Annotated in this window: 23 protein-coding genes; 9 read left to right on the top strand and 14 right to left on the bottom strand. The window is 73.4% G+C overall.

Annotation, left to right across the window (positions count from 1 at the left end; translation table 11 throughout):
* Window positions 1–34 precede the first annotated feature (34 nt).
* Window positions 35–2,803, top strand: a complete 2,769-nt coding sequence (locus tag DEU31_RS11405; protein ID WP_133677204.1) for an FAD/NAD(P)-binding protein — start codon at window positions 35–37, stop codon at window positions 2,801–2,803.
* A gap of 162 nt (window positions 2,804–2,965) precedes the next feature.
* On the opposite strand, the gene DEU31_RS11400 is transcribed toward DEU31_RS11405, so the two are convergent.
* The 3 genes from DEU31_RS11400 to DEU31_RS11390 all read right to left on the bottom strand — a co-directional run bounded on the left by DEU31_RS11400 (window position 2,966) and on the right by DEU31_RS11390 (window position 6,119).
* On the bottom strand, window positions 2,966–4,702 hold the full coding sequence (locus tag DEU31_RS11400) for a SulP family inorganic anion transporter (protein ID WP_166649484.1): 1,737 nt from the start codon (window positions 4,700–4,702) through the stop codon (window positions 2,966–2,968).
* Window positions 4,699–5,115, bottom strand: a complete 417-nt coding sequence (locus tag DEU31_RS11395) for a metalloregulator ArsR/SmtB family transcription factor (protein ID WP_133677203.1) — start codon at window positions 5,113–5,115, stop codon at window positions 4,699–4,701. The genes DEU31_RS11400 and DEU31_RS11395 overlap by 4 nt, the downstream gene beginning before the upstream one ends.
* Before the next feature lie 107 nt (window positions 5,116–5,222).
* The gene (locus DEU31_RS11390) at window positions 5,223–6,119 is read right to left on the bottom strand and encodes an ornithine cyclodeaminase (RefSeq protein WP_133677202.1); all 897 of its coding nucleotides are present in this window, start codon (window positions 6,117–6,119) and stop codon (window positions 5,223–5,225) included.
* An 89-nt stretch (window positions 6,120–6,208) separates the two neighbouring features.
* On the opposite strand from DEU31_RS11390, the gene DEU31_RS16855 reads away from it, so the two are divergent.
* On the top strand, window positions 6,209–6,724 hold the full coding sequence (locus tag DEU31_RS16855; protein WP_166649483.1) for a hypothetical protein: 516 nt from the start codon (window positions 6,209–6,211) through the stop codon (window positions 6,722–6,724).
* 126 nt (window positions 6,725–6,850) lie between these two features.
* On the opposite strand, the gene DEU31_RS11380 is transcribed toward DEU31_RS16855, so the two are convergent.
* Window positions 6,851–7,336 carry a DUF2087 domain-containing protein gene (locus DEU31_RS11380; RefSeq protein WP_133677201.1) on the bottom strand — a complete coding sequence of 162 codons (486 nt, stop codon included), beginning with the start codon at window positions 7,334–7,336 and terminating at the stop codon, window positions 6,851–6,853.
* Between the two features lie 149 nt (window positions 7,337–7,485).
* Here DEU31_RS11380 and DEU31_RS11375 point away from each other — a divergent pair, with 149 nt between their 5' ends.
* Complete coding sequence (locus DEU31_RS11375) at window positions 7,486–8,775, top strand: thermonuclease family protein (protein ID WP_243733818.1); 1,290 nt, start codon at window positions 7,486–7,488, stop codon at window positions 8,773–8,775.
* A 198-nt stretch (window positions 8,776–8,973) separates the two neighbouring features.
* Here the strand turns inward: DEU31_RS11375 and DEU31_RS11370 are convergent, their stop codons facing one another.
* Window positions 8,974–9,546: a recombinase family protein gene (locus DEU31_RS11370; protein ID WP_010551803.1), complete on the bottom strand. Its 573-nt coding sequence runs from the start codon at window positions 9,544–9,546 to the stop codon at window positions 8,974–8,976.
* A gap of 192 nt (window positions 9,547–9,738) precedes the next feature.
* On the opposite strand from DEU31_RS11370, the gene DEU31_RS11365 reads away from it, so the two are divergent.
* The 3 genes from DEU31_RS11365 to DEU31_RS11355 all read left to right on the top strand — a co-directional run bounded on the left by DEU31_RS11365 (window position 9,739) and on the right by DEU31_RS11355 (window position 12,130).
* Window positions 9,739–10,098 (top strand): metalloregulator ArsR/SmtB family transcription factor, encoded by a 360-nt coding sequence (locus DEU31_RS11365; RefSeq protein ID WP_118915137.1) that lies wholly within the window; start codon window positions 9,739–9,741, stop codon window positions 10,096–10,098.
* Complete coding sequence (locus DEU31_RS11360) at window positions 10,095–10,697, top strand: cadmium resistance transporter (RefSeq protein ID WP_016997609.1); 603 nt, start codon at window positions 10,095–10,097, stop codon at window positions 10,695–10,697. Before DEU31_RS11365 ends, DEU31_RS11360 begins: the two co-directional genes overlap by 4 nt.
* A gap of 410 nt (window positions 10,698–11,107) precedes the next feature.
* Window positions 11,108–12,130, top strand: a complete 1,023-nt coding sequence (locus DEU31_RS11355; protein ID WP_133677200.1) for an aldo/keto reductase — start codon at window positions 11,108–11,110, stop codon at window positions 12,128–12,130.
* A gap of 21 nt (window positions 12,131–12,151) precedes the next feature.
* On the opposite strand, the gene DEU31_RS17360 is transcribed toward DEU31_RS11355, so the two are convergent.
* From DEU31_RS17360 to DEU31_RS11325, 6 genes are all read right to left on the bottom strand, one after another.
* Window positions 12,152–13,606, bottom strand: a complete 1,455-nt coding sequence (locus DEU31_RS17360) for a methyltransferase domain-containing protein (RefSeq protein WP_347876458.1) — start codon at window positions 13,604–13,606, stop codon at window positions 12,152–12,154.
* Between the two features lie 177 nt (window positions 13,607–13,783).
* Complete coding sequence (locus DEU31_RS11345; protein ID WP_133677199.1) at window positions 13,784–14,710, bottom strand: HAMP domain-containing sensor histidine kinase; 927 nt, start codon at window positions 14,708–14,710, stop codon at window positions 13,784–13,786.
* Window positions 14,711–14,852: 142 nt separating this feature from the next.
* Complete coding sequence (locus DEU31_RS11340; RefSeq protein WP_133677198.1) at window positions 14,853–15,635, bottom strand: hypothetical protein; 783 nt, start codon at window positions 15,633–15,635, stop codon at window positions 14,853–14,855.
* Window positions 15,632–16,552 carry an ATP-binding cassette domain-containing protein gene (locus tag DEU31_RS11335; RefSeq protein WP_133677197.1) on the bottom strand — a complete coding sequence of 307 codons (921 nt, stop codon included), beginning with the start codon at window positions 16,550–16,552 and terminating at the stop codon, window positions 15,632–15,634. The genes DEU31_RS11340 and DEU31_RS11335 overlap by 4 nt, the downstream gene beginning before the upstream one ends.
* 139 nt (window positions 16,553–16,691) lie before the next feature.
* Entirely contained in the window at window positions 16,692–17,393 is a 702-nt protein-coding gene (locus DEU31_RS11330) for a response regulator transcription factor (protein WP_133677196.1), read from the bottom strand.
* Window positions 17,390–18,121: a cytidylate kinase-like family protein gene (locus DEU31_RS11325; RefSeq protein ID WP_166649482.1), complete on the bottom strand. Its 732-nt coding sequence runs from the start codon at window positions 18,119–18,121 to the stop codon at window positions 17,390–17,392. Before DEU31_RS11325 ends, DEU31_RS11330 begins: the two co-directional genes overlap by 4 nt.
* Window positions 18,122–18,282: 161 nt before the next feature.
* Between DEU31_RS11325 and DEU31_RS16850 the strand changes: the two genes are divergently transcribed.
* A complete protein-coding gene (locus DEU31_RS16850; protein WP_166649481.1) occupies window positions 18,283–18,459 on the top strand; it encodes a hypothetical protein in 177 nt (58 codons plus the stop codon).
* A 7-nt stretch (window positions 18,460–18,466) separates the two neighbouring features.
* Here the strand turns inward: DEU31_RS16850 and DEU31_RS11320 are convergent, their stop codons facing one another.
* The 3 genes from DEU31_RS11320 to DEU31_RS11310 all read right to left on the bottom strand — a co-directional run bounded on the left by DEU31_RS11320 (window position 18,467) and on the right by DEU31_RS11310 (window position 21,518).
* A complete protein-coding gene (locus DEU31_RS11320; RefSeq protein ID WP_243733817.1) occupies window positions 18,467–19,324 on the bottom strand; it encodes a response regulator transcription factor in 858 nt (285 codons plus the stop codon).
* Window positions 19,309–20,760 carry a histidine kinase gene (locus DEU31_RS11315; RefSeq protein WP_133677194.1) on the bottom strand — a complete coding sequence of 484 codons (1,452 nt, stop codon included), beginning with the start codon at window positions 20,758–20,760 and terminating at the stop codon, window positions 19,309–19,311. The genes DEU31_RS11320 and DEU31_RS11315 overlap by 16 nt, the downstream gene beginning before the upstream one ends.
* Window positions 20,761–20,831: 71 nt before the next feature.
* Complete coding sequence (locus DEU31_RS11310) at window positions 20,832–21,518, bottom strand: NAD(P)-binding domain-containing protein (RefSeq protein WP_133677193.1); 687 nt, start codon at window positions 21,516–21,518, stop codon at window positions 20,832–20,834.
* A gap of 448 nt (window positions 21,519–21,966) precedes the next feature.
* Between DEU31_RS11310 and DEU31_RS11305 the strand changes: the two genes are divergently transcribed.
* Entirely contained in the window at window positions 21,967–22,884 is a 918-nt protein-coding gene (locus DEU31_RS11305; protein ID WP_133677192.1) for a class II glutamine amidotransferase, read from the top strand.
* Window positions 22,881–24,017, top strand: a complete 1,137-nt coding sequence (locus DEU31_RS11300; RefSeq protein WP_133677191.1) for a CAAX protease — start codon at window positions 22,881–22,883, stop codon at window positions 24,015–24,017. Before DEU31_RS11305 ends, DEU31_RS11300 begins: the two co-directional genes overlap by 4 nt.
* Window positions 24,018–24,026 lie beyond the last annotated feature (9 nt).

Raw genomic sequence — 24,026 nt, 5'->3', positions numbered from 1 at the left:
TGACACAGAGGAACCTCGGAAGGGACCCGCACGCATGAACTCTCGGCACAGCGCACTGACCCCCACCAGCACGGACGACGCCCGCCGCGGCGCCCAGATGCGCCTGGTGATGGTCGGCGGCGGGCCGCGCGCGATCGGCGTGCTCGAGCGGCTCGGCGCGAACGCCGGCGTGCCCGGAACGGCCGAGCGCCTCGCCGAGACGCCGCTCCACGTGGACATCGTCGACCCGCACATGCCCGGCGCCGGCCGGATCTGGCGGGCCGAGGAGAGCCCCCTGCTGCTGATGAACTCCCGCGCCGCGGACGTCTCGATCTTCACCGACGAGACCGTCGAGGCCGAGGGGCCCGTGGTCGCCGGTCCGTCGCTGGCCGAATGGGCCGACGGGATCCGCCGCGGCACGATCGCCGCGCCGACGGCCGGCACCGCCCGCCTCGCCGAGATCCACGCGCTCGGGCCCACGGACTTCGCCTCCCGCCGCGTCCAGGCGCTCTACCTCGAGTGGTTCTTCGGGCAGGTGCTCGCGGCGCTGCCCTCGACGGTGTCCGTGACCGTGCACCGCACCACCGCGACCGCCGTGCGCGCGGGCGACGGGCCCGCGACGTGGAGTGTCGATCTCGAGGACCGCTCCCCTCTGCGCGCCGACCTGCTGCTGCTGGCCGCCGGCCACACCGACGCCCGTCCGAACGCGGCCCGACACGAGCTCGCCGCCTTCGCCCGCCGTCACGGCGGCACCTATCTCGGCCCCTCCCAGGCCTCCGACGCGCAGGTCGAGCTGCTCGGCGCCGGGCAGGACGTGATCGTGCGCGGCATGGGACTCGCCTTCGTGGACCTCATGGCGCTGCTGACCGAGGGTCGCGGGGGCCGCTTCGTGCCCGCCGCCGAGGCGGAGAGCGCGGGCGAGGACGCGGCCGCCGAGCTGCGCGGCCGCCTGGACTACCTCCCCTCCGGCGAGGAGCCCCGACTCTGGGTCGGCTCCCGCCGCGGCGTCCCCTACCACTCGAAGGTCCGCGACGAGGGCGCCCCGACCGGGCTCGGCGAGCTCGTGCACGTCACTCCCGCGAGTCTCCGCGCCCGCGAGGACGAGCACGGCCTGCTCGACTTCCGCGCCGACGTGCTGCCGCTGATCGCCGCCGAGATCGCCCACCAGGTCCCCGGAGCGCCTCTCGCGCAGGAGGGGGAGGAGCCGCTGGCCTGGCTCGACGAGCCGCTCTCCGATCTCGGCGCGACCACGCTGCCCGGGTTCGCGGAACAGGCCACGCGCGATGCCGTCGTCGGCCACATCGAGGCGGACCTGCGCGACCGCATCGGCGGCGAGGTCACCGCCGCCCGCACCCTCTTCCAGCTGTTGCTGCGCCTGCACGGCGTGCTGGTGGACCAGCTGCCCGCGACCCGCCTGCGCGGCGGCGCCCGCGGCGACTACCCCCGCTGGTGGCACTCGCTGTTCAGCTTCGTCGACTCCGGCCCGCCCCCGCACCGCCTCCAGCAGCTGCTCGCCCTCGAGCGCGCGGGCATCATCCGCTTCCTCGGACCGGGCCTGCGGGTCACGGCCGACGAGACCAGCGGCCGGTTCCGCGCCCGCGGCGCCACCGGGATCGAGATCGCGGCCGACGCGCTCGTGGACGCCTTCCTGCCCGAGCCCTCGCTGGAGGAGTCCACGAACCCGCTGCTGCGCGATCTCGTCGCCGCTGGTGCGGAGGCAGCTGGCGGGGAGGCCGTGGGTCGAGAGTCCGCCTCCTCGCCCGGGACCCTCGACGTCGACGCGCGCCACCGCGTGCTCGGCCCCGACGGCACGCCGCGCGAGCGGCTGTGGGCGATCGGGCCCTGGACCTCGGAGCTGCCTATCGGCGCCTTCGCCCGGCCCCATACCAACGCCCCCTGCCACCGCCGCAACGACGCCCTCGCCCGCGAGGTGCTCGAGACCGCGCTGCGCGCGCACGCGCCCCGGCCGGAGGCCGAGCAGCACGGGGGCGAGGACGCTGACGGCGGCATCCCGGTGCTCGTGCCCGTCGCCGCTGCGGCGCCGGCCGCCGACGGACCCCCCGGGGTCACGCCCGCCGCCGCTTCGGCACAGGTCGCACTTGCGTCAGATGCGTCGGCCACTGCTGTCGCGCCCTTCCGGCTCCCCGCGGATCTCGCCGTCCGCGCCCCGCACACCCCGCGGCTCGGCGTGCTCGGCCCGGGCAAGATCGGCTCGGCGCTGACCCGCACGGCGCTGCGCCGTGGGGTCGAGGTCTCCGTCGCCGGCCGCTCCGCCCCGCCCGCGCTCGCCGCGAAGCTGCCCGGTGCTCTGCACGTCGGCCTCCCAGATCTCGCTGCGACCAGCGACGTCATCGCCCTGACCCTGCCGCTGCACGTCGCGCTGAGCCTCGAGGAGGGCGCCCTGCAGGGCGCGGTCGTGGTCGATGCGACCAACCCCTGGGGCGAGGCCGATGCGGCCGCCGTCGACGCCGCCCGCGCCGAGCTCGGCGACCACGCCGGCGAGCTCTCCACGAGCGAGCTGCTCGCCGCGCGCCTGCCCGGTGCGCACGTGGTCAAGACGCTGAACCACATCGGGTACCACGACGTCGAGGAGCACGGCCGCGATCACGGCGACCCGTCCCGTCGGGCGATCGCGCTCGCCGCCGACGACGACCGGGCCGCAGAGCTCGTCACCGCGCTGCTGCACCGCCTCGGCTACGAGCCCGTGCACCTCGGCGCCCTCGCCGCGGGCCGCGACCTCGAGCCGGGCGAGGCGCTGTTCAGCGGCTGGTCCACCTCCGCCGAGCTCGACCTCCGCCGCACCGAGCACATCCGCGCCGCCTGACCCTGCGCCGGGGCGGCCATCGGGCCTGGGCGCCTGACGGCTCGCCCCGGAGCAGCATCGAGACGTGGCTAGGTGTCGGTATCAGGGGCTGTACCGACACTTATCCACGTCTCGGCGAGCCGGGCACACGGAGGATCAGCGGGGATGCGTGCGACCGGGCGCTCAGGCCTCGAGGGCCTGACGTGCCCGCTCCACGTGGGAGCGGGCGTGCTCGAGGGCGCTGTCGACGTCGGTGAACAGGTGCTTGTGGTGGCGCAGCGCGGCGAGCACGCCGACGCGGCGGAACAGCGGCTCGTGCACCGTCTGCACGCCCTTGATCAGCACCGTCACCCCGCGACGCTCCAGCCCCCGCACGATCTCGGCGAGGACCTGGGCGCCGCTGGCGTCGACCCGTTCGAGGCGTGCCAGGCGCAGGATCACGACCGTCGGCCGGCCGACATCCATGACGGTCTCGAACACCCGCTCGGCCGAGACGAAGAACAGCGGCCCCTGGAAGCGGACCGCGACGATCGCGTCATCGAGCTCGCTCGGCTCGTCGGCCTCGATCCGCTCGAGGGAGACGCCGGTGGAGCGGGAGGCGGCGCGCAGGGCGACGACCGCCGCGAGGACCACGCCGATCAGCACCGCCCAGATCAGGTCGAAGGAGACCGTGATCAGCGCCGTGACCGCGAAGATCCAGGCATCGGAGCGGGTGGAGGTCATGATCGAACGGGCGACCTGCACGTTCACCATCCGGATCGCGGTCATGAACAGCACGCCCGCGAGCGCCGCCATCGGGATCATCCCGACGGGGCCGGAGGCGACGTAGACCACCGCCAGCAGCACCAGGGCGTGCACGATCGAGGCCGCGCGCGTGCGGGCCCCGGCCCGGATCGACACCGAGGTGCGGGCGATCGCGCCGGTCGCGGGCATGCCACCGAACAGGGACGCGCCGATCGAGGCGACGCCCTGGCCCACCAGCTCCCGGTCCGGGTCGAAGGCGCCGGTGTCCGCCATCGACCCGGCCACGCGCGCCGAGAGCAGCGACTCGATCGCCGCGAGCGCGGCGACGGTGGCGGCGGCCGGCAGCAGCACCCCCAGCATCTCCGGGTCGATCACGGGCAGGGACGGCGAGGGCAGCGAGGCGGGGATCGTCCCGATGGTCGCCAGCGGCGTCGGCAGCAGTCGGGCGAGCACCGCGACCACGGCGATCCCGATCAGCGAGCCCGGGATCGAGGGATGGATCCTCGGGGCGACCGCCATCACCGCGGCGACCACTAGAGCCGCGCCGACCGCCCAGGCGAGATGGATGAGATCGGCCCGCGCGAGCGACTGCACCGCTGCGACCAGCGCGTTCGAGCTGAGCTCACCCGGTGCGGCCGGAGTCGCCGAGGTGATCTGCGGGACCTGCTGCAGGAAGATGATGCAGGCGATGCCGAGGGTGAACCCCTCGATCACCGGCCAGGGGATGATCGAGACGACCTTCCCCAGCCGCAGCAGACCGGTCACGGTCACGATCAGTCCCGCGAGCAGGGTGACGGCGGCGATCGCCCCGACCCCGTAGGCCGCGACGATCGGCACGAGCACCACGACCATCGCGCCGGTCGGGCCGGAGACCTGCACGTTCGAGCCGCCGAACACGGCTGCGAGCAGGCCGGCGACGATCGCGGTGACCAGTCCCTGCTCGGCGGTGAGCCCGGAGCTGACGCCGAAGCCGAGCGCGAGCGGCAGGGCGACGATGCCCACGGTCACGCCCGCGACGAGGTCCTGCCGCCAGGTCCTCGGCAGCAGGCGGTAGTCCTCGCGGGCGGGCCACAGGCTGCGCGAGCGGGTGACGGCCGCGCGGGCGCGCTGTGCGAGCGTCGGCGTCGGGGCGACGGCCGTCGGATCGGCCGACGGGGGAGCGGCGGGGGCGCTCATCCGTCGCTCCTCCCGTCGGCATCTCCCTCGGTTCGGGCCTCGGCTCTCCCGTCGGCCCCCGGGATCGCGGGCAGGCCCTCCGCCTCGCTGAGCCGGTCGCGGTCCTCGCTGAGCATCGTCAGCAGCAGGGCGCGGGCGACGGCGAGCAGCTCGCGGATCCGCGGATCGGCGAGCCGGTAGAAGACGTGGCTGCCGCGGCGCTCGGAGACCACGAGGTGGTGGCGGCGCAGCACGGACAGGTGCTGGGAGAGATGGGAGGGCTCGAGCTCCGTCTCCGCCTGGAGGGCGGAGACGGTCAGCTCCGGGGAGTCCGAGAGCAGCTCGAGCAGGCGGATGCGGAACGGGTGCGCGAGGCCCTTGAAGAGGTTCGCCTTGACCTCGTAGAGCGGACGCTGGGACTGGGATAGCGGCATGATGAAATCATCATATCGGAGCAGGCGAGGGAAGTCTCGGGAGTGTGGGGCGGTCGATCGGAGATGCCCGGAGGTCGCGCCGCACCGGACCTCCGGCGCCGTGGAGATCAGGCCCCGGCGGCGCGGGCGACGGCGTCGGCGAGCACCACGTCGCCGAGGCCGGAGCCGAGGTTCTGCGCGACGACCAGGCCGCCCGGCCGGCCCTCCCGCAGCAGGTCGCCGGTCGACCCGGTCGCCTTGGGGTAGTCCTCGCCGTGCTTGAGCGGCCGCAGCGACTCGAACTGCTCCGCGTCGTCGGCGACGACCGTGCCGGTGCGGGAGATCTCGGCGCCCGCGACAGAGGCGTAGTCGATCGGCAGCAGCGTCGCGTCGGCGGCGACGTCACCCGGGTGCAGCGCCGCATCGGTCAGCCCGATCGGCAGGGCGCTGATCACGACGCCCGCGCCTGCGAGCGCCTCGGCCCGGTCGGTCGTGGTGCGCAGCTCGAGGCCGGGCGTGTGCTCGGCGCACCAGGCGGCGAGCTCCCGGAGGGCCTCGGGGCGGCGGCCCCACACGGCCAGAGGGCCCCGACCCAGCGCCTCGATCACCCGGGCGTGGGATCGGGCCTGCACACCGGTGCCGACGAAGGTGATCGGCCGGTCGTCCAGCGCAAGGCTCGCGCCGGTCACGGCCGCGGTGCGCTGGGCGGTGAGCTCGGCGGCGTCCATCGTGGCGCGGGTCGAGCCGTCGGCCGCGGAGAGCACCATCAGCCCGCCGATCATCTCCCGGCCCCGCGCGCGGTTCGACGGGGTGACCGTCACCCACTTGATGCCCAGCAGCCCGCGCTCCGGCCAGGCGGCGGGCATCGCGTTGGCGAAGCCGCCCTCCTCGTGGACGACCTGGGTCTTCGGCGTCACCGAGGCGGAGCCGTCGGCGAGGGCGAGCAGCGTCTCGCGCATGAGTGCGACCTGCTCGGCCGGGGTGGGGAGGAGCGTGCTGACCTGGGCGTCGTCGAGGTGGATCACGCCTCGACGGTATCGCGGGGCGGGTCCGTGCCGCGTTCGGGGTGCGGGACCGGGGCGACCGTCGTGCGAAGAATGTCTACCCTGTGAACATGATGAATCGGTGGGGGAACGACGAGCACGGGCCGGGCGGGGATCCGTCGTGGCTCGGGGGCAAGGACCGCGGGGGACCGGGCACGGGGGCGGACGGTGCCGGGACGGGGGAGAGCAGGTCCGGGCCGCTTCCGAGCGGGGACAGCACCTGGTCCTCGGACTTCGACTCGCGCAGCTCGTCCCGCCGCGCTGACCAGGACTTCGGCCCGAACTCCCCGGCCCCGCAGCATTCCGGGCCGCGCTTCGGCGAGTTCGGGGACGACGCTCGTGAGAGGGCCGAGCGCCGGTACGAGGAGTGGGAGTCCGGCGGCCGGCCCGATCCCGAGGTCCGCAATCGGGCGGCCGAGGTGGGCAAGGCCCTGGTCAAGGCGATCCCGATCGTCGTGTTCCTCGTCATCTTCTTCGGGTTCTTCGCCAGGAACGAGTTCTTCCGCGACAACTTCAGCTTCGGGTGGATCGCCCTCGTGGTGCTGGTTCCGATGCTGGCCAACGTGATCAAGTCCTTCCGGAAGTAGCCGCGGCCGGCCGGGCGTAGAGTCGGTCGGCCGACGGGCCGGGACGGCGCCTAGCCGGTCGGTCGACGGGCCGGGACGGCGCTGAGCAGGTCGGCTGCGCGGCCGACGGATCAGACGGCTGCGAGGTCAGCCGGCCAGGCGGTACCAGGCGCCGTCGGCCGAGCGCTCCAGCACGCCCGAGTCCACGGCGTCGCGCCGGACGAGCGCCACATCGGCCGCGAACATCGCGATCGCGGCGTTCAGCTCCGCCTCGCCGAGGCTGCGCGCCGACCCGACCCGCTCGAACACGATCCGCGCGATCCTGCCGCTGACCTCGCGGGACTCCTCGGTCTTCACCGGGATGCCGTCCAGCCGCGGCACCTCGAGGATCGCCCTGTCCGAGCGCATCAGCGCGAGCGAGTCCGCGATCCGACGCAGCGCCGGGACGTCCGCCGTGCCGTCCTCGCCGAGCCAGTCCAGGCGCGAGAGCGGCCCGCGCACCGAGGGGTCTTCGGCCGGTCCGTCCCCGGTGAGCAGGCGTCCGAGTCCGCGGCGCAGCTTCTCGGCGGAGAGCAGGGCGACGAGATGCCGGGCGCGGCCCAGCTCGGCGGGGTGGTCGGGGGCGGTGGTCATGGGTCCTCCTTCGCGACTCGCTCCAGGGTGGCACGAGACCGTGTGATCTCGGCGACTGGGCGTCATCCCGAGGTGCGGTTGTCGCACCGGTCGGAGATGCTTCAAGCATTGACGAGCAGGTGCTCTTGAGAGGAACGAATCAGGTGGTCATGGGCAGGTCCAGCGGGTCGCGTCGGGGTCGGATCGCGAGCGTCGGAGAGGAGGGGCGTCGGCCGCTGCGTGCGCGGAGCCTGGGCCTCGCCCTCGGCGCCCTGCTCGCGGGGAGCCTGCTCACCGGCTGCGACGACGGCAGCGGCGAGGGGACCGTGGTGCGCGTGGTCGACGGCGACACCCTGGTCGCGGTCGTCGCCGGGGAGGAGACCACGATCCGCCTGCTCAACATCGACACCCCCGAGACGAAGCACCCCGACCTGCCCGTGCAGTGCCTGGGCCCCGAGGCGACGGATTTCCTCGCCGAGCGGCTACCGGCCGGCACCGAGATCGAGCTCGAGTACGACGAGGAGCGGCTGGACCGCTACGACCGCACCCTCGCGGGTGTGTACGAGTCGGGCTCGCTGGTCAACGCCGAGATCGCCGCGGAGGGACTCGGCGTGCCGGTCTACTTCGAGCCCAACGACCGCTTCCTGCCCGAGGTCGAGGAGGCCGCGGCGACCGCGCAGTCCGAGGGGCTCGGCCTCTTCTCCGCCGCGACCGAATGCACCGTCCCCGCACAGGTCGAGTCCCTCGGCGCCGCGGCCGACGAGATCCCACAGACGGTCGCGGGCGACCCCGCCCAGGCGCTCGCCGACGCGACGACGCTGGTCGAGGACGCGGAGGCGCTCGTCGATGCGCTCGACGCGGACGTGCTCGCGACCGGCCCGAACGCCGTTCTCGCCCTGCCGCTGGTCGCTCCCTTCCTCGACGGGCAGCGGGAGGCCGCCGATGAGGTGCGCGAGCGCGCCGTCGACGGGCGAGACCGGGTGCAGGGCCTCAAGGACGACTGGGATGAGGAGCAGCAGCGGCTGCGCGAGCAGAAGGAGCGCGAGGAACGGGAGCGCCAGGAGCGCGAGCGGATCGAGCGGGAGGAGCGGGAGCGCCAGGAGCGCGAGGAGCAGGAGCGTCGCGAGCGGGAGGCGGCGCCGGCCGCGGACTCGTCCGACGAGGAGGCAGGCTCCGGAGCGACGAGCTCGGGCAGCGGCAGCGGCTCGGGGTCCGACGGGAAGTCCGGCTCCGGGGGTGGGTCCTCGAGCTCTGGCGGTTCGAACTCCGGCGGCAACTCGGGCGGCGGCGCTTCCGGCGGTGACTCGTCCGGCGGCGGCAGCTCGGGCAGCGGGAAGTCCGGTGGCGGGAAGTCCGGCTGTGAGCCCTACGGCCCGGAGATCCCCTACTCGGACGACGGCGGCTACACCGGCAAGCGCTACGGCATGCCCGGCGGCAAGACTTTCCGCAAGTGCAGCTGACCGGCACGTTCGCCACCTGACGGTGACGGCGGCTCGCCGCGGCCGTCCCCGTCGATCCCGGGCCGTCTCCCCGGCCAGCGCCGGGCCGGCGCGTCCTGGTCCCTCCTTCCCGTGCTGATCGCCTCGTCCCGCTCAGACTGTGGATGTGATGGCTTGGTGGCGGGTTTCTGTGATCGCTCAGTGGCGGTGCAGGCGCGGTCAGGTGTCGGCCGTGGTGCGGCGCAGCTCGCGGTAGATGGTGGTGCGGGAGACGTTGAACAGCTCGGCCAGCTCGGCTTGGGTGTGCTCACCGGCGGCGTGCAACGTCAGCAGGTGCTTGCGCTGAGAGGGCGAGAGCTTGGGCTTCTTGCCTTTGAGTTTGCCCTTGGATCTGGCGATGGCCATGCCCTCGCGGGTGCGCAGGCGGATGAGGTCCGCCTCAAACTCGGCCACCATGCCGAGCACGTTGAACAGCAACCGGCCGACGGCGTCGTTGGGGTCGTAGACGCTGCCTCCGAGACTGAGCGCCACTCCCTTGATGGTGAGCTCGTCGGCGATGTCCCTCGCGTCCGGGAGCGAGCGGGCCAGCCGGTCGAGCTTGGTCACCACCAGGGTGTCCCCATCCCGGGTCGCGGCCAGTGCCTCGCGCAGCCCGGGCCGGGCGCGGGTCGTTCCCGTTAGACCGTGGTCGAAGTAGACGTTCTTGTTCTCGACTCCGAGGCGCTCGAGTGCTTCCCGTTGGGCGGAGAGGTCTTGCTCGAGAGTCGAGACGCGCGCGTAGCCGACATGCATGTCCCCATTGTTGCAGTTGCCCTCCCCTCACCGCCCATGTCACCGTACGGGTCTTGCGTACATGACGATCCCTCATAAAAAGTCGTCGAGGAGGAAGCTCGCACGACGTACGGTGAAGGATCCCCTTACGGGCATGCGATCTGGGCTGACGCCTGTGACCGAGTGTTCAGTGTGCACTGTATAGTTCAGTCCATGCTGACTATGGCTTCGCGTCTCGACGTGATGAACCGCCTGGGTCGTGCACTGGCCGACCCCACTCGATCCCGGATCATCTTGACCCTGCTCGACCATCCCGCTTACCCGGCGGAACTGGCCCGAGATCTGGACCTGACACGCCCGAACGTTTCCAACCACCTGGCATGCCTGCGCGATTGCGGGATCGTCGTCTCCGAGCCCGAGGGTCGTCGGACACGATATGAGATCGCCGATTCGCACCTGGCGCAGGCGCTGACGGCACTGGTCGATGCCACCCTGGCAGTGGACGAAGACGCCCCGTGCATCGATCCCGCCTGCTCGCTTCCCGGATGCGACGCAGCTGGGGAGGGCGCATGATCCTCACCTCGGTCTTGCAGGCGATGGGCCTGTTCGCAGCGACCAACATCGACGACATCATCGTGCTCTCCCTCTTCTTCGCGCGAGGGGCAGGCCAGCGCGGCACTACCGCCCGCATTCTGGCCGGCCAGTACCTCGGATTCGCCGGCATCCTCGGTGCCGCGGTCCTGGTGACCATCGGTGCCGGAGCATTCCTGCCCTCGGCAGCCATCCCGTACTTCGGTCTCATCCCTCTGGGCCTCGGCCTCTGGGCCGCATGGCAGGCCTGGCGCGGAGACGATGACGACGATGACGACGAGGCCAAGGTTGCCGGCAAGAAGGTCGGCGTGTGGACAGTCGCAGGCGTCACCCTTGCCAACGGCGGCGACAACATCGGCGTCTACACCCCTGTCTTCCTCAGCGTGGAACCTCTCGCAGTAGTCGCCTACTGCATCGTCTTCCTCGCGCTCGTCGCGGTCCTGGTGGCCCTGGCAAAGTTCGTCGCCACCCGCCCCCCGATCGCCGAAGTGCTCGAACGCTGGGAGCACATCCTCTTCCCCATCGTTCTCATCGGCCTCGGCATCGTGATTCTCGTCAGCGGCGGAGCCTTCGGACTCTGACGTAGCGGCAGCGATCCAAACGGCGCCGACCGGGCGCACCCCTCTCGGTTCAGACCGCGACACCTACCTGCAGCCAGTCCTGCGTGGTCGCGGCAACAAGACCGCCACGGAGCGCTGCAAAAACCCCGCCACCAAGCGAACGAAGCCACACGCTCAGACATCCACGTCTCGGCGGCTCCCCGGGACGGGACGGGCCGCTGACAGCGCGGCGCGGGGGAGTTGTTCGACGAAACGTGCCACGAATCTGGCACGTTTCGTCGAACAACTCCGGGAGAGTCGTGCAGCGGGGTGCGCACGGCCCGTCCGCGGGAGGGGTGCTCTGACAGGTCCTCCCATCGCGGCGCGGGCGGCGCGAGGATGGGGACATCGGGCGAGCGACGCCCGCACCATCGCAGCAGGAGGAGCACCGCATGGAGTACGTGAAGCTGGGCCGCACCGGACTGGACGTGTCGCGGCTGTGCCTGGGCACGATGGGTTTCGGCAGCGCCGAGCGCTGGATCCACAAGTGGGTCCTGGAGGAGGACGACTCCCGCCCCGTCATCAAGCACGCCCTCGACGCAGGCATCAACTTCTTCGACACCGCGAACGTGTACTCGATCGGCCGCAGCGAGGAGATCGTGGGCAAGGCCCTGGTCGACTACGCGAACCGCGACGAGATCGTGCTGGCCACGAAGGTGCACGGGACGATGCACGAGGGCCCCAACGGCGGCGGACTCTCCCGCAAGGCGATCCTCGCCGAGGCGGAGGCGAGCCTGCGCCGGCTCGGCACCGACTACATCGACCTGTACATCATCCACCGCTGGGACCACACCGTCCCGATCGAGGAGACGATGCAGGCGCTGGATGACCTGGTCCGCTCGGGGAAGGTCCGCTACCTCGGGGCGTCGGCGATGTTCGCCTGGCAGTTCCTGCAGGCGCAGCACGTCGCCGAGGTGAACGGCTGGACCAAGTTCGTCTCGATGCAGAACCACTACAACCTCCTCTACCGCGAGGAGGAGCGGGAGATGATGCCGCTGCTGCGCGAGCTCGGCGTCGCCTCCACGCCGTACAGCCCGCTCGCCGCCGGCCGACTCACCCGCGACTGGGACGCGGACACCGAGCGGGCCCGCACCGACCAGACCGCGAAGTCGAAGTACGACTCCACCGAGGACACCGACCGCGCCATCGTCGAGCAGGTCGCGAGGATCGCGGCCGACCGCGGCGTCGAGCGCGTGCACGTGGCGCTGGCCTGGCTGCTCGCGAAGAACCCGGTCGTCTCCCCGATCATCGGCGCGACGAAGACCTCGCACATCGACGGGGCGCTCGGCGCGCTCGACCTCGAGCTCACGGCCGACGAGATCGCCGCGCTCGAGGCGCCCTACGTCCCCCACAGGGTCGTCGGCGCGCTCGCCCCGGGCGAGTCCACCCTCGGCGCGGGGGCGAAGACCCGCTGAGGCCGACGGGGTGGGCGGGACTCACCGCCTCCGCGCGCGCAGCAGGTGCCTGGTCGAGTGGGCGACGAAGGCGCCGTCGCGGCGGATGATCCGGTCCACCTCGAGCAGCTGCTCGCGGTGGGTGTCGCCCCCGAAGCCCGGCACCCACCACGGGCACTTGCGCAGGATCCAGGCGACCGCGCCGATGTCGAAGAACTCCATCCGCAGCCGCGCCTCGCGCCGCTCGAGGATCTCCAGTCCCGCCGCCTCCGCCGCGGCGACCTCGTCGTCCGGATGGCGCCCGCGACGCTGCGCCTCGGTGGTCGGGCCGTGCACCGCCTCGATCAGCTCGAAGGCGGAGCCGGGGCCGACATGCTGGGCCAGGTACTGCCCACCCGGTGCGAGCACCCGGGCGATCTCCCGCCAGTCCGGGGCGACGGGATGGCGGGAGGTGACCAGGTCCGCTGCGCCGTCGGGAAGCGGGATCGGGGCGCCGGGCGCGGTCTCGTGCACGATCACCCCGCGCGGGCCGAGCCGCCGCCTCACGCGCTCCGCGTTCGGGGGCCAGGACTCGGTGACGTGCTGCTCGCGGGCCAGGCGCGGGCATCCGCCGAGCACCTCCCCGCCGCCGGTGTCGAGGTCGATCGCCACCTCTGCACCGGCAACGGCCTCGGCGAGCAGACGCGCGTAGCCCCACTCGGGACGCTCCTCGGTGGCGCGGCCAGTGAGCCAGTCGAAGCCCCATCCGTCCACGTCGGCCGCCGCGGCCTCGGCGATCAGGTCCTCGGCCGGACGCTCCCGGTCGGCTCGCTGCAGCCGTGCTCGCAGCGCCTCCCGCTCCTCCTCCGGCCAGGGCCCGGAGCAGCCGAGCGGGATCTCGGTGAGGTGTCGGCGCTGCTCCGGCGGGAGCGTGGTGACGAACCGGTCCGGATCCTCCTGCGCCATGCCGTACAGGGCGGGGCCGTCGGCGTAGAACGGATCGATCAGCACCAGGCGCCCGTCGGCCCCGCGCATCACGTTCGACGGGTTCGCATCCAGCGGACCGCACCAGGGCAGCTCCGCGAGCGCCGCGGCATGGATCCGGTGCACGATCGCGGAGAGCTCTGCGAGGTCGCCGTCCCCGTCGCGCACCCGCGCGAAGAACTCCTTCGCCTGCTCCTCGCTGACGGGCTGCAGGAACTCCATGACCAGCAGGTCCGCGCCTCCGGCGAGGTGGCGGTGCAGGTCCAGGCGGGGCACGGCGCCGGTCGTGGCCGCCTCCGCGTAGAGCTGCGCGGTGAACGGGCCGACGGGGTCGAAGGGGCTGATCCGGGCCGCCATCGTGCCGTCCGGGGAGGCGAGCGCGAAGGCCCAGTCGCCGGTGCCGCAGGGTGTCCAGCCCTCGCCGCGCAGCATCCGCTCCACCTCGCTGTAGTGGGTCTCGGGGCCGACGGCGTCGAGTGCGGAGGGGAGGCGCATGCGCGGGGACGGTGAGTCGGGGGCTGGCGCGGCAGGCATGGACGGGAGGCTATCGGCGCCGCGGTGACGGGGCACGGGGATATCCCGCACGCGAGGTCGCGCAGCACGCCCGTTCCGCCCCAGCGCCGCCATGTTGTGGAGCGCTGCGTTCCAAGCCCGGAACACAGCGCTCCACAACATGGCGTGGTCGCGAGTGCAGTCGGGGAGGGGCAGAGGTCAGCGCGTCGACGGCGCCTCGGCCGACGGGATCCGCGCGCGGATCTCGAGCGTCGCCGCGACCGGGTCGTGCGCGGCGGAGACCGTGCCGCCGAGACCCGTGACCAGCACCTCGACGATCGAGAGGCCCAGCCCGCTGCTGCGTGCGGAGCGGGAGGCGTCGGCCGTGAAGAAGCGGTCGAACAGGCGCGCGGTGTCGATCGCGGCGTCCGGCGCGACCCCGTTGCGGAAGCGCAGTTCGGCCCCACCCTCCGCCCCGCCCCACGCCGCGACCTCGACGGCGAGCGTCCCGCGGCCGTGCTGGACGGCGTTGCGGCCCAGGTTCTGCACGATGCGGGTGAGCATCTCGCGGTCGGTGGCGAGCACGAGCCCCGTCGGCGGATCGAGCTCCACCTCGAGCCCCGCGCCCTCGATCTCGCCGCTCATGCCCAGCAGCACCTCGCCCACCAGCAGGCCGACGTCGAGACGCTCGAGCTCCTGACGCGGCTCGACGTCCAGCAGGTAGGCGTACTCGTACAGACGGTCCACCAGGGCGCCGAGCTCGACGGTCTGGCGATGCGCGGCGGCGAGGCGCTCGCGCTGGACGGCGTCGAGATCGGTGCGCTCCAGCAGCTGGAGGTAGCCGTGCACCGAGGTCAGCGGGGTGCGCAGGTCATGGGAGACGTCCGCGATGAAGGAGCGGATGCGCCGCTCCTCGGCGCGGGTGCGGGTCGAGGCCTGTCGGGCCTGCTCCACGGCCTCGTTGACCCGGGCGGTGAGCTGCTCGAGCTGAGGGACCACGAGTGCGAGGGTCACGGCGGAGGGGGACTCCTGCCCGGCGCGCTCCTCGAGCCGGTGCCGCACCACCGCGATCTGCCGCAGCACCACCACGAGATAGGCGGCGGTGCCCAGCCAGAGCACGGCGAGGACCACGAGCAGAACCGTCATCGGGCCTCCCTGGTCGACGGATCGGGGCGGGCCCCGCCATGATCCCAGACCCGCCCCGCACGCACCCGCCCCGCACGCACCCGCCCCGCACGCGGCCGCCCTCAGGCGGCGACGCCACAGGGCGATGCGTCAGGCCCGGTCGTCACTTCACGTCGGCCCGGCGGAAGATCAGCCAGGACACCAGCCCCATCAGCGCGATGAACACGAGCGAGACGGCGAGGGTGCCCACCAGGTCGCCGCCGGTGGAGTCGAGGCCCGGCACGTGGTCGCTTGCGAAGGGGGTCAGGCGCACGAGCGCGGCGAGCCCTTCGACGTCGGCCGCGGTGGAGCCGATCAGGTCCGCGAGGAAGCCCCACACGAAGCCGATCGCCATCACCACCAGCGGGCGACGCAGCACGAACGCGAGCGGCAGGCACACCGAGAGCTTCGCCGTGGTCAGCACGGCCATGGCCACGGTGATCGCGAGGATCTCGCCGACGCGGCCGCCGTCGAGACCGCCGCCGGCGGCGAGCAGCTGCGAGAACGCGGTGGGGATCGCCGGGGCGAACTCCTGCTCGGTCGCCAGCCCGATCAGCACCGCGATCCCGTAGGGGAGGGACAGGGCGGTCACGGCCGCGGCGGTCAGCACCGTCTTCGCGCCGACGAACGCGCCGCGCCCGGAGGCGAGCAGGGAGTCGTGCACGGACTTGGTCTCGAAGGGCTGGGCGACCAGCGCCCCGAACAGCAGCGGCCCCATCAGCGAGACCATCAGCGCGTCGCTGAGCACCTGCACGCCGCTGGCCGCCTCGGGGCCGAGGTCGCCGGCGGCGAGGCTGTGCTGCAGCACGGTGTACAGCGCCGCGGCGAGCACGGCGACGGCGAGGCAGATCAGGACGGGGCCGGTGCGGCCGATGGCGTAGAGGTCTGCGCGCAGCTGGTTGATCATGCTCTCTCTCCTCCGATCACGGACAGGAAGAACGATTCGAGGCTCTCGCCTTCGCGGGCCAGGCGGGTGGGCCACACGTCGGCGGCGACGAGGGTGCGCAGCACCTGCTCGGCGCGGTCGGCGTGGTGGGGCAGACGCACGGTCCCGCCGGGCATGACCCGCGCCTCCGCGTCCGGCCAGGCCTCCTCGAGCGCGGTGAGCAGGGCGGCGGGATCAGCGGCGGCGACCTCGAGGTACTGCTGGGTCTGGGCCTCGAGCTCCTCGAGGGTGAGGGTCATGCGCAGCTCGCCGCCCTCGACGATGAGGTAGTCGGTCGCGGTCTGGAACAGCTCGGGCAGGTTGTGGCTGGAGATCAGCACGGTCATCCCGCGCTCCTCCGCCAGCGAGCGCACCAGGCGCCGCACCTCGACCACGCCCTGCGGGTCCAGGCCGTTGACGGGCTCGTCGAGGATCAGCAGCTCCGGGTCCGCGATCAGGGCGAGGGCGATCCCGAGCCGCTGGCGCATGCCGAGGGAGAAGTCGCGGACCTTCTTCCGGCCCGTCCCGGCGAGGCCCACGAGCTCGAGCAGACGCTCCTCGACGCGGGGATCGGGCACGCCGCGCAGCAGCCGGTGCAGGTGCATGTTCTGCCGCGCGGTCATCCCGCCGTGCAGGGACGGGGACTCGATGAGGGTGCCGATCCGGGCGAGGTCGGCGGTGCGGGGGCGCTCGGCGTCGGCGCCGAACAGCTCGATGCTCCCGGAGCTCGGGATCGACAGCCCTGCGATCAGCCGCATCAGCGTGGTCTTGCCGGCGCCGTTGCGGCCGATCAGCCCGTAGATCCGCCCGCGCTCGAGGCGGATGCTCATCGCGTGCACGGCGGCGTGGTCGCCGTAGTGCTTGGTGAGGTCCCGGGTTCTCAGGACGGTCTCGCTCATGCCGGGCTCCCTTCTGGCTCGTGGTGTCGGGGACGACGCTACGGAGAAGAGGTCGGGCAGGCGTGAGGAGCGGGGCGGAGAAGGTCAGGAAAGCGTGAAGATCGGCGCGGCCGACGGCGCAGATGCCCCGACCGACGGGTCAGAGCGCGCGCAGCCGGTACCCGAGCCCCCACACGGTCTCGATGGGGTCCAGCGCCGGCGCGGCCTCGCGCAGCTTGCCGCGCAGGTTCGAGACGTGGGTCTTCACCGCGGCGTCGTCGCCGACGAACGGCTCCTCCCACACCGCCTCGTAGATCCGGGGCCGGGAGAAGACCTGCCCGGGCGAGGCCAGCAGCAGGTGCAGCAGCCGCAGCTCGGTCGCGGTCAGCGCGACCTCGGCCCCGTCCAGCCGCACGCGCGCGGCGGCGGGGTCGAGGGAGAGGGGCCCGTGGACAAGCGGGGCGGGCTTGGCGGCGGCGGACGGGGCGGAGCGGCGCAGCAGCGCCTCGACCCGGGCGGTGAGCTCGGCGAGGTCGAAGGGCTTGGTCACGTAGTCGTCGGCCCCGAGGCGCAGCATGTCCACCTTGGTGTAGACGGCGTCCTTCGCGGACAGCACCAGCACCGGCACCTCGCCCGCGCGGCGGATCTCCGCCAGCAGCACCGACCCGTCCACGTGCGGGAGCATCAGGTCCAGCACCACCAGGTCGACGTCCGCGGCCGCACCGCCCGGGGCGAGGGCGGTGCGGGCGGCGAGCCCGTCGGCGGCGGTGAGAACCTCGTGCCCCTCGTCGCGCAGGGCCTCGACGAGCAGGGCGCGGACGTCGGGGGAGTCCTCGACGACGAGGACGCGGGAGGCGGTCACCGGGCGGCGCCCGGCCCCGTCACCCCATGGACGATCGCCTCGACGGCGGCATCCTGGGAGAGGCGCGAGGTGTTCAGGACCATGTCGTAATTCTCCACCGCGCTCGGGTCCCAGCCGTACAGCGACTTCGACATGTCCACCCGCACCTGGTCCTCCCGCTTCTGCCGCCTGGCCGCGCGGTCGTGGGAGATCCCGGCGCGCTCGGCGGCGCGGGCGATGCGGGTCTCCGGATCGGCGGTGAGCAGCACGTGGAGGGTGCGGGGCCGGTCCGCGAGCAGCACGGTGGCGTTCCGGCCGACGATCACCCCGCCCTCCTCGGCGTAGCGGTGCACGGTCGCGTCGTTCTCGGCGATCAGGGTGCGCTTCTGCTCCTGGGTGTCGATGATGTCGCGGCCGTCGAACCCGCCGTACATCCCGCCCATCGCGGAGAACACCTGCGCGAGCGCGAGGCTGGACTCGATCTGGGCGGCCTTCTGCTCGGCGGAGGGGCCCCGGTCGCGGCCGTCGGACTCGATCTCCTCGGAGCTGAAGGCCTGCTGGTGGTAGGGCAGGGCGAGCCGCTCGGCGACCTCGCGGCCGATCGCGTCGGCCCCGGCCCCGAAATGCTCCCAGAGGGTGACCACCGGGAGCGGGCCCTCGACCCCGGGCGATGCCGCGCGATGCGTCCCGCCCGCGGCGGGCGTCGCGGCGCCGGTGCTCCCGGCCGTACTGCCGTCGTCCCGGTCCATGACAACCTCCCCATCGAGATCAGGACTCCAGGATACGAGGGTTCTGTCGCGGGTGGCATCGTTCCCGGTCAAGGAGGTCTGTACTACCATTCGGCGGGTCAGGCCAGGGCGAGGGAAGGACCACGGATGCCGACGTCGACGCAGAGCACGGAGGTGGCGGCATGAGCACTGCCATCGTGCTGCTGTTCCTGCTCTCCGGCATGCTGATGTTCGCGACGATCATCTCGCTCTACGCCACCGTCGTGACCTCGAAGAGCAAGAACGTGCCCGCGTGGGTGTGGTGCCTCGGCGCCGCGTGCCTGCTCGTCGCCTTCGCCGCCGTGGTCCTGATGAACTGAGACGCTCTCAGCCGCCGAGCTCGAGCACCGCGATCGCGAGCTGCACGCGGTTGGTGACCTGCAGCTTCTGGTAGAGCCGGCCCAGGTGCGTCTTCACCGTCGCGACCGACATGAACAGGCTCGCGCCGATCTCCGGGTTCGCGAGCCCCTGCGCGACCAGCCGCGCCACGTCCCACTCCCGCTCGGTGATCCCCTCGGGCGCGGGGGAGAGGGAAGCCTCGGCCGACGGGGATCCCGCCGACGAGGACGCCGGTCCCGCCCCCGCAGTCGACGCGGCCCCGGCCCCGCCGAGAGCGCCGTCTGCAGTCCCGTCGGCACGTGCGCCGGGCGCTCTGCTGCTGCCCGAGGCGCCGGCTGCGCCCCTGTCGGCCGCGAGGCGGACCAGGCGGCGCAGCACCTCGGGGGAGAAGCGGGGCCGCTGGGCGGCGGCGGCGAGCACCGCCTCGACCACCTCCTCGGGCGGGGAGTCCTTGAGCAGGAAGCCCTCCGCACCGGACCGCAGCGCCTCGAGCAGGAACTCGTCGGTGTCGAAAGCGGTCAGCATCACCACCCGCGCCTGATCGCCGCGCTCGCGCAGTGCGGCGAGGGCCTCGAGCCCGGTCATGCGCGGCATGCGGATGTCCATCAGCACCACGTCCGGGCCGAGCGCGGCGGTCTGCTCGAGGGCGGCGTGCCCGTCGGCCGCCTCGCCGATCACCTCGATGCCGCGCGCCCCGTCGATCATCAGGCGCAGGCCGGAGCGCATCAGCGCCTCGTCGTCCACCAGCAGCACCCGCACCGGGGTAGCGCCGCGCCGCTCGTCGGTGCCGCTGTCGTCGCCGGCGGCTCCGTGCGCGTCCGATCCGTCGTTCACCATGGCAGCCATGCTTCCATCTCGAAGGTGCCGTGCTCGGTGCGCGTCCAGCGGGCCCCGCCGCCGAGCAGGCGCGCTCTCTCCTCGACGCCGATGAGCCCGTGCCCGGTCGAGAGGGGCTGTGCCTCACCGGTCAGCGGGTTCTCGACGGTCAGCGTCACCTGCTCGGCCCGCCGGGCGAGGAGCGCGGTGACCGGGGCGCCCGGTGCGTGCTTCGCCGCATTGGTCAGCGCCTCGCCGAGGATGCGGGCGAGCGCGACGACGGTGCCGCGTCCGAGCTGCTCGAGTTCGGCCAGGTCCAGTCCGTCGAGTTCGAGGGAGACCTCCTGCCCGCCGGCCCGCGCCCGGTCCACCGCCTCCTGGAGGGTGGGGACGGAGGCGAGCGGCGCGGCGTCATCGGCGGCGGGGTCACCGGCGGTGCGCAGCGCGACGAGCACCTCGCGCAGCTCCCGGTTCGCGTGCTGGGCGGCGTCGCGCACCGTCCGCGCCGTGCGGCGCAGCGTCTCGGGGTCGAGGTCCTCGCGATAGGCCATGGCGCCCGCGTGCATGGCGATCGAGGCGAGGTGGTGGGAGACGCTGTCGTGCATGTCGCGGGCCAGCGCCGCCCGCTCCTCCGCCCGCACCTGGGCGCTCTCCGCGTCGCGGCCGCGCCGCAGGGCGTCGGCCTCCCGCTGCGCCGACAGCCCGGCCTGCTCGGCCGAGCGTCGGGCCTGGTCCGCCGAGGATCGGGCCTGCTCGGCGGCGGCCCGCTCCCGTTCCGCGGCGACCCGCTCCCGCTCAGCGGAGGCACGCTCGCGCTCGGCCGCGTCCGCACGCTCGCGCAGCGTGCGGATCAGCTCGTGGCGGGTGCCGACCACGCGACCGATCAGCAGCGGCACGAGGGCGCCGACGATCATCACCCCGAGCGCGGTGGCGACGTAGCGCGGATCGTCGTCGCCCCGAAGCCGCATGTCGAGCGTCAGCCAGGCCATGGCGGTCACGCCGAGCAGCGCCACCGCGGCGACGTCCAGTCCCAGTCGGCGCCGCAGCCCGAGCCGGTACAGGGCGATCGCTGCCGCAGGCACGCTCCACACGCTCAGCCCGGCTACGGTCGTGATCAGCAGGTGGGCCGTCGCATGAAGCCGGCCCGGGCGCAGGAGGCGCAGCGGGCCGATCACGACCGTCGCCGCGACCCCGATCAGCGCGTCGACAGCCACCATCGCCAACAGACCCTCGGGCGGGGCGTCGTCGAACTCGAACAGCAGCTCGCCGAGCACCACCACGAACATCAGGCAGCCGAGTCCCAGGCAGAGCAGCGTCTGCAGGGCAGCGATCACCCAGCCGCGCACGCTGCGCCACGACGGCGTCCCCGGCTCGAGAGGCGCCGCCGTCTCCGGCGGCGTCTCGGGGGCGGGCGACGCGACCGTCTCCTGCGGCGTGGCGGGGCCGACGGGCCGGTGCGTGGTCATGTTCCCAGCGTAGGGACGAGTCGGGGCTCGCCGGATCGTCCGTGCGGTCGACTCCGTGCGGCGGATCCGGCTCAGACCTCGGCGCCGAGCGCGGCCATGACCTCCCGGCCGCGATCTGTCTCGGGGAACCGCTCCACGATCTCCCGCAGGGCGTCCGCATCGGTGCTCGCCCCGAACGCCTCGGTGAAGGGCTGCAGGCGCACCCCCTCTGAGAGCTCCCCGATCAGCACCGGGTCGAAGCCGAGGTCGTCCACGAGACGGGCGACCACGCCGGTCGCGGGGGAGGGGCCGGCGATCCCGATCGCGGCACGCGGCGCGGGCCGATGGGCGAGGTCCTCGAGGTCGTGATAACCCATGTGGTTGAACGCCTTGACCACGGTCGCGTCCGGCAGCTGCTCCTGGATGAACACGCTGGTGGAGGCGCTGGGGGAGGAGAACTCCTCGATCCGGCCGTCGGTCTCCCACCAGTAGTTCATCGCATCGATGACGAGCTTCCCCTCCGAGGCGTCGGCGGGGATCGTGGCGTGCTTGCCCAGCGGCAGCGCGAGGATCACGAGGTCCGCGCGCTCAGCCGCCTCACGGGCGGTGACCGGCTGAGCGCCCGGGGCCAGGAACTGGGTGATCAGCGTGATCTTCGCGGGGTCGCCGGAGCCGGCGATCAGCACCTCATGACCGGCGGCGACCGCGAGGCGGGCCAGGACCGTGCCGACCTTCCCGGCGCCGAGGATCCCGAGCGTGAGGCGAGAGGAGCTGCTCATGGCGGGCCGAACGCGCCGGTCAGCGCGGTCCTTCCCGAAGGTGACGGGTCTCGCGCCGTGGCGGCGGGGCAGGGGGCGGGGCGTGCAGCGGGGCGTGGGTGACGGGTACTGGCGCTGGGCGTACCTCTACGCCTATATAGGCATAGAGGTACGCCCAGCGCCATTACCTGACCATGCCCCCGGCGTTCCCCGGGGTGCAGGGGCCTCCGGTGCTCGATCCGGCGGGCCCCGCGTCCGATCGGCCCGGCCCCGGCCCCCTGGCATCGGCTGCCACCGCCCCTGCCCTCATCCGGCCCCGGCCTAGGGTGCCGGCCCGCCCCTGCCCCTGGCCTCAGCCGGTCCCGGCCCCTGGCATCGGCTGCCACCGCCCTTGGCATCAGCCTGCCCCCGGCCTCGGGTGTCGGCCCTCACGGCGCCCACAGGCCTCCCGCTCTACAGTGGAGGCGTCATGTGCCGACTCTTCGCCCTCCATTCCGACCAGCCCATCACCGCCGACTTCTGGCTGCTGGACGCTCCCTACTCGCTGCTCCGCCAGTCCCGCTTCAACGCCGATGGGACGGGGCTGGGCTGGATCGACGAGCACGGCGCCCCGCAGGTCGCGAAGAAGCCCGTCGCGGCCTACGCCTCCGAGCGCTTCGGACAGATCGCCACCGCGGTGCGGTCCCGCGCGATGATCGCGCACGTACGGCTCTCCTCCGGCACCGGGCACAGCGACGAGAACACCCACCCCTTCCTGCAGGACGGGATCCTCTCCGCCCACAACGGCGTGCTCGAGGTCACCGAGCAGATGAAGGAGCGGGTCCGCGAGCTCGGTGCCGCCCATCACGTCCGCGGCACGACCGACAGCGAGTGGATGGCCGCGCTGATCACCGGGGAGGTCGCCGCGCACGGCGGCGACCTGCGCGGCGGCGTCGTCGCGGCGCTGGACTGGATCGCGCGGAACGTGCCCGTGTACTCGGTGAACGTGCTGGTGCTGAAGGACGAGGAGCTGATCGCGGTGCGCCTGCCCGCCACCAACGAGCTGTGGGTGCTGGAGCGGGAGGCGACCACGGCAGCGCCCCGCGAGGCGCTGGACCAGTCCTCCGCCACGCTGCGCACCCGCAGCGAGGACCTCGCCGGCATCGACTCGGTGGTGATCGCCTCCGAGCCGATGGATGATGACCCCGCCTGGCGCCTCATGGACTCCGGCGAGCTGCTGCACCTCGCGGCCGACGGCACCGTGCGCCGCGAGCGCCCCTTCGGCCCGCTCGCCCAGCCGCTGGCGCTGGAGGACCTCGGCCTCTCCGCCGCCGCGTCCCAGGCGCATGCGGCCCAGGACCAGGCGCAGCAGGAGCGTCGCCGCCGCCTCGCCGAGCGCGCCGCATGAGCGACGCGACCTCCTGGCCTCTCGACGGCGCGACCTCCGGCCCGGCCGACGGCACCGGATCCGACGCCGTTCCGGCCGCGGCCGCCGCTTCCGACAGCATCCCCGACGCCGCCTCGTCGGACACCCCCGAGACGGCGTACCACCGCCTCGCGACCCTCCGCTCGGCCTGGTCCCGGCCCGCGAAGCCGCTGCTCAGCCTCGGCGCGGCCCTCCTCGCCTACGTGGTGCTCAGCTCCGTCGTGCTGGTCACCGCGGTGCTGCTGCTCGCGGTGGTGCCCGGCGTGAACATCGCCCGCGGCGTCACCAGCGGCGACCCGACCAGCCCCCTGGACGTCGGCCTGGCGCTGGCGATGGGGGCGATGTGGCTGCCCGCCGGGATCGTGGGCGTGCGAGTGGGCGGCTGGCGACCGGTCGGCACCGCTTGGTCGATCGCCGCGCAGCTGCGCAGGGACCGCTCCCTGCTGCTCGCCGGGATCGGAGCCGGGGCGGTCGTGGCCGCTGCCGCCGCGATCGCCGGCGCGCTGACCGGCACCGTCGGCACCGCGGCGGAGCCGTCGGCCTCCGTCCCGCAGCTGCTGCTGGTGACGCTGCTCGCGCTGGTCCTGGCACCGCTGCAGGCGGCGGGACTCGAGCTGAGCCTGCGCGGCACCGTGATGCAGGCGCTCGGCACCTGGCTGCGCAGTCCCGTCCTGCCCGTGCTCGCCGGCACCGCCGTGATGCTGATCGGCCGCGACCTGACCCCCGCCGTGGTGCTGCCGGCACTGGCCCTCGGCCTCTGCGCCGGGGTGCTCGCCTGGAAGACGGGCGGGCTCGAACTGCCGATCGCGCTGACCAGCACGCTGACCCTGCTCTCCCACGTCGTCGGCGCGTTCGCCGCGGGCAGCGGAGCGGGGGCCGGGATCGGCGCGGTCGGGGCGGCCGCCGCCGCACCGGGCACCTCCGCCGCTGCGCTCGCCGTCCCCGCGGCCGCCGCGCCCGAGGCGGCGCTCGCCGGCGGGGTCGCCGCCGCCGCCGGGCTGCTGCTGCTCACCGCCGCTCTCGCGCTGTGGATCGGCCGACGCGAGGGCGTGGCCCTGCTCGAGCCCGTCACCCGGCCTGCAGGCCAGGAGGCACCCGACCCGGTGCACATCTGAGGCATCGGC

The organism is Brachybacterium sp. AG952, from assembly GCF_004362645.1.
In the GTDB taxonomy this organism is placed as follows: Bacteria; Actinomycetota; Actinomycetes; order Actinomycetales; family Dermabacteraceae; genus Brachybacterium; species Brachybacterium conglomeratum.
This window is presented reverse-complemented; position numbering and strand designations above follow the sequence as displayed.

What these genes read in the sequence shown, in the direction of transcription:
- DEU31_RS11405 (WP_133677204.1), top strand. Translation starts at nt 35, where the DNA reads ATGAACTCTCGGCACAGCGCACTGACCCCCACCAGCACGGACGACGCC.
- DEU31_RS16855 (WP_166649483.1), top strand. Translation starts at nt 6,209, where the DNA reads ATGATGAATCGGTGGGGGAACGACGAGCACGGGCCGGGCGGGGATCCG.
- DEU31_RS11380 (WP_133677201.1), bottom strand. Translation starts at nt 7,336, where the DNA reads ATGACCACCGCCCCCGACCACCCCGCCGAGCTGGGCCGCGCCCGGCAT.
- DEU31_RS11315 (WP_133677194.1), bottom strand. Translation starts at nt 20,760, where the DNA reads ATGACCACGCACCGGCCCGTCGGCCCCGCCACGCCGCAGGAGACGGTC.
- DEU31_RS11310 (WP_133677193.1), bottom strand. Translation starts at nt 21,518, where the DNA reads ATGAGCAGCTCCTCTCGCCTCACGCTCGGGATCCTCGGCGCCGGGAAG.
- DEU31_RS11300 (WP_133677191.1), top strand. Translation starts at nt 22,881, where the DNA reads ATGAGCGACGCGACCTCCTGGCCTCTCGACGGCGCGACCTCCGGCCCG.
- DEU31_RS11370 (WP_010551803.1), bottom strand. Translation starts at nt 9,546, where the DNA reads ATGCATGTCGGCTACGCGCGCGTCTCGACTCTCGAGCAAGACCTCTCC.
- DEU31_RS11325 (WP_166649482.1), bottom strand. Translation starts at nt 18,121, where the DNA reads ATGGACCGGGACGACGGCAGTACGGCCGGGAGCACCGGCGCCGCGACG.
- DEU31_RS11375 (WP_243733818.1), top strand. Translation starts at nt 7,486, where the DNA reads ATGGGCAGGTCCAGCGGGTCGCGTCGGGGTCGGATCGCGAGCGTCGGA.
- DEU31_RS11320 (WP_243733817.1), bottom strand. Translation starts at nt 19,324, where the DNA reads ATGGCTGCCATGGTGAACGACGGATCGGACGCGCACGGAGCCGCCGGC.
- DEU31_RS11305 (WP_133677192.1), top strand. Translation starts at nt 21,967, where the DNA reads ATGTGCCGACTCTTCGCCCTCCATTCCGACCAGCCCATCACCGCCGAC.
- DEU31_RS11340 (WP_133677198.1), bottom strand. Translation starts at nt 15,635, where the DNA reads ATGATCAACCAGCTGCGCGCAGACCTCTACGCCATCGGCCGCACCGGC.
- DEU31_RS11360 (WP_016997609.1), top strand. Translation starts at nt 10,095, where the DNA reads ATGATCCTCACCTCGGTCTTGCAGGCGATGGGCCTGTTCGCAGCGACC.
- DEU31_RS11345 (WP_133677199.1), bottom strand. Translation starts at nt 14,710, where the DNA reads ATGACGGTTCTGCTCGTGGTCCTCGCCGTGCTCTGGCTGGGCACCGCC.
- DEU31_RS11395 (WP_133677203.1), bottom strand. Translation starts at nt 5,115, where the DNA reads ATGCCGCTATCCCAGTCCCAGCGTCCGCTCTACGAGGTCAAGGCGAAC.
- DEU31_RS11365 (WP_118915137.1), top strand. Translation starts at nt 9,739, where the DNA reads ATGCTGACTATGGCTTCGCGTCTCGACGTGATGAACCGCCTGGGTCGT.
- DEU31_RS16850 (WP_166649481.1), top strand. Translation starts at nt 18,283, where the DNA reads ATGAGCACTGCCATCGTGCTGCTGTTCCTGCTCTCCGGCATGCTGATG.
- DEU31_RS11335 (WP_133677197.1), bottom strand. Translation starts at nt 16,552, where the DNA reads ATGAGCGAGACCGTCCTGAGAACCCGGGACCTCACCAAGCACTACGGC.
- DEU31_RS11355 (WP_133677200.1), top strand. Translation starts at nt 11,108, where the DNA reads ATGGAGTACGTGAAGCTGGGCCGCACCGGACTGGACGTGTCGCGGCTG.
- DEU31_RS11400 (WP_166649484.1), bottom strand. Translation starts at nt 4,702, where the DNA reads ATGAGCGCCCCCGCCGCTCCCCCGTCGGCCGATCCGACGGCCGTCGCC.
- DEU31_RS17360 (WP_347876458.1), bottom strand. Translation starts at nt 13,606, where the DNA reads ATGCCTGCCGCGCCAGCCCCCGACTCACCGTCCCCGCGCATGCGCCTC.